We start from the raw sequence: 10,183 nt of genomic DNA on the forward strand, positions 1-10,183 counted from the left end.
ACGGCGCCGGCCTGCCGCGCGGCGCCGCCGCCGACGAGCTCTCCCGGGCCGCCGCCGAAGCGGGCGGGGTACGGCTGTTCCTCGGCTGGTGCCCCGCCCCGCCGGAGGGCCTCGACCTCACGGCCTTCGCCGAGGTGCGCACCATCATGGCCGGATACGCGCTGCGCCGCCCCGTCGCCGACGGCGCCGTCCGCTATCTGCCCGCACGGCTGGGCACGGTCCCCGCGCTGCTGCGCGACGTGATCCGGCCCGACGTGCTGGTCGCACCGGTGGTGCGGGTCCCCGGCGGATGGCGGTTCACCATGGAGGCGTCCTGGCTGCACGCCGCCGTCGAGGCGGGCGCCGTGGTCGCCGGCGTACCGCAGCACCGCCCCCGCACCGCCCATGCCGGGCCGCTGCTGGACCCCGCCCGCGTCGTGGAGCTGGACACGGGGGCGGACGGCCCGGCAACCATCGACTGGGGCGGCGGCCCGAGCGACGTCCAGAGCGTCGTCGGCGAACGCGTCGCCGCGCTCGTCCCAGACGGCGGCCGCATCCAGTTCGCGCCTGGCGGCGTGGGCGCGGCGTTCGTCGCCGCCCTGCGCCGCCCGGTCCATGTGGACACCGGAATAGTCACCCCCGACGTGCTGACCCTGGACCGCCGCGGACTGCTCCGGGGGCTGCCCGTCGCGCCCTACCTGGCCGGCGGCGAGGAGCTCTACGACTGGGCCGACGGCCGGCCCCTGGTCCATCCCCTGGAAAACACCCACCATCCGGGCCGGCTCTCCTCGGGGCCGCCGCTGACCGCGGTCAACACCGCCCTCCAGATCGACCTGGACGGCCAGGTCAACGTCGAGGCGGTGGGCCGCGAGCCGGTCGCGGGCGTCGGCGGTCAGCCCGACTACATGGCCGCCGCGGCCCGCGCCACGGGCGGGCTCAGCGTCATCGCCCTGCCCAGCCGGCACCGCGGCCGCCCCACCCTGGTCGAGTCGCTGAGCACCGCGGTCAGCACCCCCTCCCACGACGTGGACGTCGTGGTCACCGAACACGCCACCGTCGATCTGCGCGGCCTGGACCGCGCCGAGCGGCGCGCGGCACTGAGCAAGGCCTGGGCCGGCGAGACGGCACCCGCCCCGGGCCGGGAAAGGACGGAACCGAACGGTGACCAGCAACCCGCCCGACACCGAGGAGCCGACCGAGCTCGTCCTGCGCGACCTCGACGACGCCGGCGTCCTCACCCTCACCTGGAACCGCCCCCACCGGCGCAACGGCTGGAACCCCGACCTCGAGAACGCCTACTTCCGGGCCCTCGACGAGGCCGCCGACGATCCCGCCGTCCGGGCGATCGTGGTCACCGGGGCAGGCAAGGCGTTCTGCCCCGGCGTCGATATGCAGCGCCTGGCCGGGCTGACCGCACGCCCCATGAACCTGGCCGGACGGCGGCCCCATCACCACGCCCGCGGCATCCCGAAGCCGATGATCGCCGCGATCAACGGGGCCTGCGCCGGCGTCGGCCTGATCCAGGCCCTGCTGTGCGATGTGCGGTTCGCCGCTTCCGGGGCCCGCTTCGCCACCTCGTTCTCCCGCCGGGGGCTGCCCGCCGAACGCGGCATCTCCTGGCTGCTGCCCCGGCTGACCGGCGTGGAGAACGCCCTGGACCTGCTGCTGTCCGGGCGCACCGTCGATGCGGCCGAGGCCAAGGGACTCGGCCTCGTCAGCCGGGTGCTTCCGGCGGACGAGGTGCTCGCCGCCGCGCAGGCCTACGCACGGGACCTCGCCGTCAACAGCTCGCCGCAGGCCATGGCGGTGATCCGCCGCCAGGTGCTGGCCGACCTGGAGGCGGACTTCGCCACCGCCTACGACCGGTCGCTGAACGCGATGGCGGCCCTCACCGCCCACCCCGACTTCGGGGAGGGAGTCGCCTCTTTCACCGAGCGCCGTCCGCCGCGCTTCGCACCCCTGCCCGCCGGCCTCGACCCCGAGGTGCTCCTCGCCAAGCCCCAGCCCACGACGGAAGGTGACGCCCGATGAGCGCCCCCGCCCCCCTACCGCACGCGCACGGCATCCTGCACATCAACCTCAACGCCGCCGCCGCCGAGCCGGAGCACGCGTTCTACCGCGACCTGCTGGGCCTCAACCTGCGGATGCGCTCCCACGAGCCCAAGGGCGACGCCACGCCCATGGGCATCGACGGGATCACGGACAGCGAGACGCTGTTCCTCTACGACGCCCGCGGGCCCCGCGTCGCCGGAGCCCTGGAGATCGTGCAGTGGAACGAGCCCGGCCCCGTGGCGCGAGCCCTTCCCGCTGCGCCCTGGCACCTGGGTATTGCCGCCGTCGGCTACCGCGTCCCCTGGGCTCCCGAGGAGCTGCGCCGGCGCGCCGGGGGAGCCGTCCTCGGCGAGGCGCCCCTGCCGGTGGCCGGCCGGGCGAACCAGGGCGCACTGCGGGTGCAGGACCCCGTCGGCGTCCCGGTGGAACTCGTCCCGGACGCCGACGGCGAATCCCCGGCCCTCTCCCACCTGCGGATCAATACCGCCGACCTGGAACGCGCCCTCGCCTGGTACCGAGTCCTCGGGTTCACCGTCGCCGACGGCCCCACCCGGCGCGATCTGCCCGCCGGGACGCTCGGCGCAGCAGGCCCGGTCGCGGTGACCACCGCCGCCGTCGCCTTGTCCGAGGACCCCACCTTCACCCTCGAACTCACCCAGTGGCACACCCCCGAGGCCGTCGGTCCCGTCCCCGACCGGGCGAACACACAAGGCCTGTTCCGTATCGCCCTGGCCTGTGAGGACGTGAACGCGGCCCACGCGGAACTCTCCCGGGACCCGGCCTTCGGCTGCGGCGACCCGGTGTGGATCCCCCTCCCGGGCACACCGCTGGGCGGCCTCACGGTGATGTTCCTGCGCGACCCGGACGGCGTCGTCGTCGAACTCGTCGCCCGTCCCCGCTCGGCGCTCGCCGCACGGGGCTGACCGACAACAGGGGAGCGGGGCCGGACGGCGTGATCGCCGTCCGGCCCCGCTCTTTTGGGTCCCGCTCTTTTGGGTCCCGCTCTTTTGGGTCCCGCTCTTTTGGGTCCCGCTCTTTTGGGTCCCGCTCTTTTGGGCCCCGCTCCCTTGCGCCCCGTTTCCAGAGGTCCCGGAGATCCCAGAGGCCCCAGAGGTCCCAGAGGTTCCTAGAGTCCGGGAGCGGCCAGGGCCGTCCAGATCCCCTCCTCGCCGGCCTCGGCGGCCCGCGCCCCCAGCTCCCGCGCCCACCCCGATGCCGGTGCCACCGCGTCCCGCCAGGCCCACAGCCGGCGGGTCAGCGGATGCAGGGGATACTCCGCCGTGATGCCCACGGCGCCGTGCAGCTGATGGGCGATCCGGGCCACTTCGGTGGCTGTCCGCGACGTGGTGAGCGCCGCGACCGCGATGCCCTCCGGCGTCGTGCCGGCCAGCGACAGCGCGGTGTCCGCCTCCGCCAGCGCGATCCGCGCCAGCGCCAGCTGCCGCATCACGGCGGGCAGCTTCAGCAGCGGAGCGCCGAACTGTTCCCGCTCGGCCACGTACTGGCGGGTCAGCCGGTACGCGCCATGGGCCGCACCGGTCACCGCCACGGACCGCAGCAGCGCGATCCGCTCACGCACCGCCTCGGGGGAGAACGCGGACCCGGTGGTCAGCGGTTCGGGGGCCGCGACGAGCGTGACCGTGTCCCGAGGCTCACCCGCCAGGTCCTCGCCCGGCTCGACTCCAGCCCCGGCGAGGTCCGCGCGGAACAGCCCGCCCGGCGTGCACACCAGCACGGCCCCGGCGCTGCGGCCCCAGGGAACCCGGGGGAGCACCAGCTCCCGCCCCGCCCCGGTGTCGTCCCGCAGCAGCAGCGTGGTCAGCGTCCCGTCGAGCTTCCCGCACCCGGCGAGCACCCAGTCCGCCGTGGCCGCCTCCACCAGCGGCGTCGCCGCGCCCCGTTCGGCCAGCGCCCTGACGACGACCAGCAGGTCCGCCAGCTCGCCGCCGGACCCGCCGGCCTCCTCGGACACACCGATCCGATGCAGGCCCAGCTCCACCAGCTGATCCCACAGCGCCTCCGCCGGCGCGTCCTTCATCCCGTCGGCCACGCTGCCGACCAGGTCCCGCAGTGGTGCGGACTGCTCCGTCATGCCCGTGCCTCCTGTCTCGCGATCATCCCGAGCAGGACGTCCGCCGCCCCGCCGCGCAGACCGAAGGCCGGCGAGGCCATCAGCGCCTGCCCGTACACGCCGTCCGGAGCGGCATCGACCCCCGCCCCGGTGTCCCGCAGTGCCTCGATCACCTCCGTCTCGAAAGCGTTGCCCAGGTACTTGAGGGCAGCCGACTCCTGGACCGGGGCCCGGCCCCCGTCCATGGCACGCGCCACGTCGAAGCACATCCGCCGCAGCACCGCCAGCCGTGCCGTCAGCGCGCCGAGCCGCTCGTGCAGCCCCGCGTCCGGCCGCTCGGCGGCCACCCGCGCCAGCTCGGCCAGCGCCGGGTAGCTGGACAGCATCCGCTCGGCGCCGCCCCGTTCGAACGAGAGCTGCTCCACCACCTGCCGCCAGCCGTTGCCCACCTCCCCGATCACCCGGTGCGCCGGCACGAAGACATCCTCGAAGTGGACCTCGTTGAAATGGTGCTCGCCGGCCAGGTCGGTGATCGGGGTGACCCGTACGCCCTCGGCGTCCATGTCGAGGACGAACTCGGTGAGCCCCTCGTGCTTGCGCTCGCCGGTGGACGTACGCGCCAGCACATAGGCATGGGTGGCCCGGTGCGCGTGACTGGTCCAGATCTTGTGGCCGTTCAGCCGCCAGCCGCCTTCGCAGGGCACCGCCGCCGTGCGCACCGCCGCCAGGTCGGAACCGGCCGACGGCTCACTCATTCCCAGGCAGAACACCGCCTGCGCCGAGGCGATCAACGGCAGGATCTCGGCCCGGAGTTCCGGCGTGCCGTGGCGCAGGATCGACGGTCCGATCTGCCGGTCCCCGATCCAGTGCGCGGCCACCGGGGCACCCGCCCGCAGCAGTTCCTCGGTCACCACGAGCCGTTCGACGTTGGTGCGGCCGGCGCCCCCGTAGGCGACCGGGTACGTCATCGCCACCAGGCCGCGCGAGGCGAGCTCGCGGCTGAACGCCGGGTCGAACGAGCGCAGCCAGGCGTCGCTGCGTGGCACGAAGTCCCATCCGGCCACCAGGGACCGCACCTCGGCCCGCAGTTCGGGCAGGCTCTCCTCGTACGCGGAGAGAGTCATCGCGAGGTCACCTCACTTTCCGTTGTACTGACCGGGACGGCGCTCCTTGAAGGCCGCGAAGGCTTCCTTGCTGTCCTCGGTGGAACCGATGACGCCGAAGTGCGAGGAGACCGTGTCCAGGGAGGTCATCAGGTCGGTCCGGGCCCCTTGCCGGACGAGCCGCTTGATCATGCGGACGGCGGCCGGGGCTGCCCGGCGAGCCGCACGGCGTACGCGTGGACGAATTCGGGGAGCTTGTCGTCATCGACGACCTCCTCCACCAGACCGATCCCCAGCGCCTGCTCGGCATCGATGAACTCGCCGGTCCACAGCAGATGCAGGGCCTTGGACGTGCCCACGATGCGCGGCAGCAGCCAGCAGCCCCCGTCTCCCGGGACCAGACCCACGTTGACGTAACTCTCGCCGAACCGGGCGCCGCGGCCGGCGAAGCGCAGATCGCACATCAGCGCCATGTCCATACCGGCCCCGACCGCGGCACCGGGGACAGCGGCGATCACCGGTTTGTCGATCTGCTCCAGGGCACGCGCCACCCGGTGCACCCGCCCCGTCAGCATCTCCTTCTGCGCCAGCGGGCCTCGCTCCTGGCCCGTGAGGTCGCCGAGGTCGATCCCGGAACAGAACGCCCCGCCGGCCCCGGTCACCACGATCACCCGCACCTCGGGGTCGTCCCCGGCCCGCAGCAGCAGGTCCGCCCACGCATCGACCATGTCGAGCGTGAAGGCGTTCTTCCGGTGAGGCCGGTTCAGCAGAATGGTCGCGACCCGGTCGCGGACGGTGTACTCGATGTCTGCCACAAGGGCTCCTTCGGTTCTCCGGTTTCTTCACGTCGGCGTCCAGGCCCTGAACGACGCTCCGCGTGCCGGGGTCCGCGTTCAGGAGGACCGCGTCCCCGACGCAGCGGACCGGGGTCGCCACCCGACGGCTCGATCCTCACCACCTCGTCGGGGCCCCAGGTACCATCGCATACAAGATTGGATCCAATCATGCATGCGACAATGACCAAGGTCAACGGCGGATCACCGCCGGACTCCGTCTCCCGGCAGGATTCCTGGAGGAGTGGTGGGCGCAGGCACCGAGAACGCCGTCGCCAAGGCGGTCGCGGCGCTGCACGAGATGATCGCCTCGATGGAGATCCTTCCCGGCCAGTCGCTGCGTCAGGAGGCGCTGGCCGAGCGGCTCGGGGTGAGCAGGGCACCGGTGCGCGAGGCGCTGCGGATCCTGGAGAGCGAAGGGCTCCTGGAGCACACCCGGCACGTGGGTTACGCGGTGAAGCGGCTCACCGTCGCCGAGTTCGAGCAGACCTATCTCATGCGCCGTGTTCTGGAAGCGGAGGTGCTGCGGGCCCTGCCCGTGCCGATGCCCGAGGAGGTCCTGGCCCGACTGGAACGGCTCAACGAGGAGATCGTGGAGGCCTGGACCGCCGGAGACGTGGCCATGATGCGCACCCTCAACATCGACTTCCACTTCACCCTGTTCCGGGCCTCGGGCTGGATCTCGTCGTGGACGAGATCCGCCGGATATGGGCACTGAGCGACGTCTACCGCTCGGCATCCCTGATGGACCCAAGGGGGCGGCCCCGGATGTTCGAAGAGCACGCCGAGATGATCGCGGCACTGCGCCGTGACGATCCGGAGGCCGTCGTGGCACTCATGGGCATCCATCGCGACGGGACCCGCACCTCGATCGCCGGCCTGCTCGCGGTGGGGTCCGGAGGCTCCCGGACCGCGTGACGGAGGGCGATGCAGTCGGCTTGTTCCGCGCGCCGGAGGCCCGCACGGCAGCCCGGCTCGGCCGACCAGTGATCCAGGAACCGGCAGGCCGCCGTGACCTGTTCCCCGTCGCCGTCGACCAACCGCACCCGCCGCACGATTCCGCCACCGCGTTCCTTGACCACCCGCACACCGACCTCCCCGAGCCTGCACTCAGATGGCCCAACGAACCCTGCACCTCGATCGCCACGGCGCCGGTTCAGGCGTCACTCGAAGGCATCCAGATAGGAGATCCTCGGCCGCTACGCCTTCACCACCCCGAAGGCGCCCGGCACGCGCCCTCTGCGCAACCCCGGGCCCGTCCTCCCCGATCAGCGGGGTGCCGCCAGCCCACAGCGCCTGGTTGATGCTGAACCCGGCGGTCGCGGCGACGCCCTGCCCCACCCCCGGGCGGTTCGTGATCCTGCCGTACTCCTGCGACCGGACGCCTCCGTACCGGCGCCGGATGCTCGCCTCCACCACGGTGGCCCGCCGCAGGGCGCGGGCGCGCTAGGTGTCTTGATCCGCAGGGTTGTTGACGCGGGTGATCGGGGGTTTTCCTCCGAGTGCTGTGTGGCACCGGTGATGGTTGTAGGTGTGCGGGAAGTTGTCCAGGGCGGGGGTGCGTTCGGTGTTGCTGGTGTGGGGCCGCAGGTGGGCCCACTCGTCGAGCGGTGTGCGGTTGAAGCGTTCGACCTTGCCGTTGGTCTGGGGCCGGTAGGCACGGGTGAGCTTGCCGGTGGCGCCGAGGAGGCAAGGGCCTGCTTCCAGGCGAAGCTCTTGCGGTAGGGCCAGGCGTTGTCGGTCAGCACCGGCTCGATGCGGTCGATGCCGCGGGTGGCGAAGAAGGCGGCGGCCCGGCGGAGGAAGCCGCGTTGTCCACACTACCGAGGCGGCCCGATCCTCGACCTGGCCCCCTCCACCGTGCATCGCGTCCTGGCCCGACACGGCCTCCACCGCCTGGCCCACCTCGACCGACCCACCGGCCAGGTCATCCGCCGCTACGAGCCCGCCCGACCCGGCGAGCTGGTCCACATCGACGTCAAGAAGCCCGGCCGCATCCCCGACGGAGGCGGCCACAAGGTGCTCGGCCGCCACGCCGGCCGTGCCACCAGGGCCGACGTCGGCTACGACTGCATCCACTCCGCCGTCGACGACCACAGCCGCCTGGCCCACAGCGAGGTCCACGCCGACGAGAAGGCCGACACCTGCGCGTGGTGATCCACTCATGCGTGGGTCCCGTCGATGCCGAGGTGGCCGTAGCCGGTGCACGTGCCGGAGCGGACGTTGTTCGGCCACGTCCTCGCCTCCCGCGCCGCATGTCGCCGAATCCGAGACACCGATCGTCCCGCAGCCAAGCGGCCTGCCATGAGAGGCGGCGCCGAGGCCGGGGTACCGCCGCGCCCGGGCGCCATCGATGCGGGGGTGTCCGGAGCCCGCGCCGTTCGCCTGCTCCCGGGCGGGGCACCGTCCCGGCGTCCGGTCAGCGGGTGGCGAGGAGCTCGAGCGTGTCGATCACGCGGTTCGAGAAGCCCCACTCGTTGTCGTACCACGCGACCACCTTGATGTGGCGGCCGTCGACGCGGGTCAGGGCCGAGTCGAAGATCGACGAGGCGGGATTGCCCGTGATGTCGGACGACACGAGGGGGTCGTCCGAGTACTCGAGGATGCCGGCGAGTGGCCCCTCCGCTGCGGCGCGGTACGCCGCCAGCACGTCGTCGCGCGTCACGTCGCGGGCGACGGTCGTGTTGAGTTCGACGATCGAGCCCACCGGCACCGGTACGCGGATGGAGTCGCCCGAGAGCTTGCCGGCGAGGTTCGGCAGCACCAGGCCGATCGCCTTGGCGGCGCCGGTCGTGGTCGGCACGATGTTGACGCCGGCGGCTCGGGCGCGACGGGCGTCGCGGTGCGGACCGTCCTGGAGGTTCTGCTCCTGCGTGTAGGCGTGCACCGTCGTCATGAACCCGTGTTCGATACCGGCGAGTTCGTCGAGGACCGCGGCCAGCGGCGCGAGCGCGTTGGTGGTGCAGGAGGCGTTCGAGACGATCGTGTGCACGGCCGGGTCGTAGGCGCCGGTGTTGACCCCGAACGCGAGCGTGACGTCGGCGCCGTCCGACGGCGCGCTGACGAGTACCTTCTTCGTGCCCGCGTCGAGGTGGGCCCGGGCGGCCTTGGCCGAGGTGAATCGGCCGGTGGCTTCCAGGACGATGTCGACGCCGAGTTCGGCCCACGGCAACTGCGCCGGTTCGCGCTCGGCCAGCACCGTGATCCGGCGGCCGTCAACGACAAGGACGTCACCGTCGACGGTCACCGGGCGCCCGAGCCGGCCGGCCGTGCTGTCGTAGGCGAGCAGTCGGGCGAGAGCGGCGGGCTCCGTCAGGTCGTTGACGGCGACGATCTCGAGGGCGCTGTCGCGCTCCAGCAGTGCGCGCAGCACATTGCGTCCGATGCGGCCGAATCCGTTGATGGCGATGCGAGTCATGAGTGGCATCCCTTTCCCTTCCACACCAGGCTCGCTCGCGGCAGGTGCCGCTGACAGTGGCGGGATCGCCACGGTTCAAAAGGATCCCGCCACGCGGTGGCGGCCCGGCCGGGTCACTCGCCCCGGGTGAAGGTGCGCCGGTACTCGCTCGGTGTGGTGCCGAGGATGCGCTGGAAGTGCAGGCGCAGGTTCGCGCCGGTGCCGAGCCCGACGGCGGCGGCGATCTGCTCGACGCTGCGCTGTGAGCGCTCAAGCAGTTCGCGGGCCAGGTCGATGCGGGCGCGCATCACCCACTGCATCGGCGTGCAGCCGGTCTCTTCGACGAAGCGCCGGGAGAACGTGCGCGGTGAGACCCCCGCCTGCCGCGCCAGTACGTCGAGGGTGAGGGGCTCGCCGAACCGGTGCAGCGCCCACTCGCGGGTGGCGGCGAACCGCTCGCCGAGCGGCTCGGGACGCTGCGCGGCACGTACTGGGCCTGGCCGCCGCTGCGGTAGGGCCGCAACCAGACGCCGGCCGCGTGGTTGGACGCGGCCACTCCAGGTCGCCCGCGCAGGATGCAGGCAAGGTCGATGCCGGAGGCGGCTCCGGCCGAGTGAGCACGCTTCCCTCGTCGACGAACAGCACGTTCTCGTCGACCTGGACGAGCGATGCCTGGCCACGAGTGCCCGCGTGTAGTGCCAGTGCGTCGTGGCGCGCCTGCCGTCGAGCAGGCCCGTGGCGGCGAGCG

10 protein-coding genes and 4 pseudogenes are annotated in these 10,183 nt (G+C 72.7%); 7 read left to right on the top strand and 7 right to left on the bottom strand.

All coding sequences use genetic code 11. The annotated features are described in order from the left end of the window. Positions 1–302: 302 nt before the first annotated feature. The 3 genes and pseudogenes from C7M71_RS33330 to C7M71_RS30355 all read left to right on the top strand — a co-directional run. Positions 303–1,019: pseudogene (locus C7M71_RS33330) on the top strand (acetyl-CoA hydrolase/transferase C-terminal domain-containing protein); the annotation flags it as partial. A gap of 121 nt (positions 1,020–1,140) precedes the next feature. Continuing rightward, entirely contained in the window at positions 1,141–2,010 is an 870-nt protein-coding gene (locus C7M71_RS30350; protein ID WP_111488942.1) for an enoyl-CoA hydratase-related protein, read from the top strand. Further along, positions 2,007–2,954: a VOC family protein gene (locus C7M71_RS30355; RefSeq protein WP_111488944.1), complete on the top strand. Its 948-nt coding sequence runs from the start codon at positions 2,007–2,009 to the stop codon at positions 2,952–2,954. Before C7M71_RS30350 ends, C7M71_RS30355 begins: the two co-directional genes overlap by 4 nt. Before the next feature lie 203 nt (positions 2,955–3,157). Here the strand turns inward: C7M71_RS30355 and C7M71_RS30365 are convergent, their stop codons facing one another. From C7M71_RS30365 to C7M71_RS30375, 4 genes are read right to left on the bottom strand one after another with little or no spacing between them, the layout of a single operon-like run. Next, complete coding sequence (locus C7M71_RS30365) at positions 3,158–4,123, bottom strand: acyl-CoA dehydrogenase family protein (RefSeq protein WP_111488946.1); 966 nt, start codon at positions 4,121–4,123, stop codon at positions 3,158–3,160. Then, positions 4,120–5,226 carry an acyl-CoA dehydrogenase family protein gene (locus C7M71_RS30370; RefSeq protein ID WP_111488948.1) on the bottom strand — a complete coding sequence of 369 codons (1,107 nt, stop codon included), beginning with the start codon at positions 5,224–5,226 and terminating at the stop codon, positions 4,120–4,122. The genes C7M71_RS30365 and C7M71_RS30370 overlap by 4 nt, the downstream gene beginning before the upstream one ends. Positions 5,227–5,238: 12 nt before the next feature. Further along, the gene (locus C7M71_RS32405; protein ID WP_229759017.1) at positions 5,239–5,397 is read right to left on the bottom strand and encodes a hypothetical protein; all 159 of its coding nucleotides are present in this window, start codon (positions 5,395–5,397) and stop codon (positions 5,239–5,241) included. Beyond that, positions 5,394–6,020, bottom strand: coding sequence for an enoyl-CoA hydratase/isomerase family protein (locus C7M71_RS30375; RefSeq protein WP_229759018.1), 627 nt, complete (start codon positions 6,018–6,020; stop codon positions 5,394–5,396). Before C7M71_RS30375 ends, C7M71_RS32405 begins: the two co-directional genes overlap by 4 nt. Before the next feature lie 265 nt (positions 6,021–6,285). On the opposite strand from C7M71_RS30375, the gene C7M71_RS32825 reads away from it, so the two are divergent. From C7M71_RS32825 to C7M71_RS30915, 3 genes are all read left to right on the top strand, one after another. Then, entirely contained in the window at positions 6,286–6,756 is a 471-nt protein-coding gene (locus C7M71_RS32825) for a GntR family transcriptional regulator (protein WP_114914642.1), read from the top strand. Then, positions 6,726–6,956, top strand: coding sequence for an FCD domain-containing protein (locus tag C7M71_RS32830; RefSeq protein ID WP_162824502.1), 231 nt, complete (start codon positions 6,726–6,728; stop codon positions 6,954–6,956). Before C7M71_RS32825 ends, C7M71_RS32830 begins: the two co-directional genes overlap by 31 nt. Positions 6,957–7,314: 358 nt before the next feature. Then, positions 7,315–7,488 (top strand): hypothetical protein, encoded by a 174-nt coding sequence (locus C7M71_RS30915; protein WP_162824085.1) that lies wholly within the window; start codon positions 7,315–7,317, stop codon positions 7,486–7,488. On the opposite strand, the pseudogene C7M71_RS30390 reads toward C7M71_RS30915, so the two are convergent. Further along, positions 7,485–7,843: pseudogene (locus C7M71_RS30390) on the bottom strand (integrase core domain-containing protein); the annotation flags it as partial. The gene C7M71_RS30915 and the pseudogene C7M71_RS30390 overlap by 4 nt on opposite strands. A gap of 25 nt (positions 7,844–7,868) precedes the next feature. Here C7M71_RS30390 and C7M71_RS30395 point away from each other — a divergent pair. Continuing rightward, positions 7,869–8,189, top strand: a pseudogene (locus C7M71_RS30395) (IS481 family transposase); the annotation flags it as partial. Positions 8,190–8,457: 268 nt separating this feature from the next. Here C7M71_RS30395 and gap read toward each other — a convergent pair. Then, positions 8,458–9,456: a type I glyceraldehyde-3-phosphate dehydrogenase gene (gene gap, locus C7M71_RS30400; protein WP_111488954.1), complete on the bottom strand. Its 999-nt coding sequence runs from the start codon at positions 9,454–9,456 to the stop codon at positions 8,458–8,460. Between the two features lie 113 nt (positions 9,457–9,569). After that, positions 9,570–10,183, bottom strand: a pseudogene (locus C7M71_RS30405) (GlxA family transcriptional regulator); the annotation flags it as partial.

This window comes from Peterkaempfera bronchialis (assembly GCF_003258605.2).
Classification (GTDB): domain Bacteria; phylum Actinomycetota; class Actinomycetes; order Streptomycetales; family Streptomycetaceae; genus Peterkaempfera; species Peterkaempfera bronchialis.

Coding starts and splice junctions, on each gene's coding strand:
- C7M71_RS30355 (WP_111488944.1), top strand. CDS start 2,007: ATGAGCGCCCCCGCCCCCCTACCGCACGCGCACGGCATCCTGCACATC.
- C7M71_RS30365 (WP_111488946.1), bottom strand. CDS start 4,123: ATGACGGAGCAGTCCGCACCACTGCGGGACCTGGTCGGCAGCGTGGCC.
- C7M71_RS30370 (WP_111488948.1), bottom strand. CDS start 5,226: ATGACTCTCTCCGCGTACGAGGAGAGCCTGCCCGAACTGCGGGCCGAG.
- C7M71_RS32405 (WP_229759017.1), bottom strand. CDS start 5,397: ATGATCAAGCGGCTCGTCCGGCAAGGGGCCCGGACCGACCTGATGACC.
- gap (WP_111488954.1), bottom strand. CDS start 9,456: ATGACTCGCATCGCCATCAACGGATTCGGCCGCATCGGACGCAATGTG.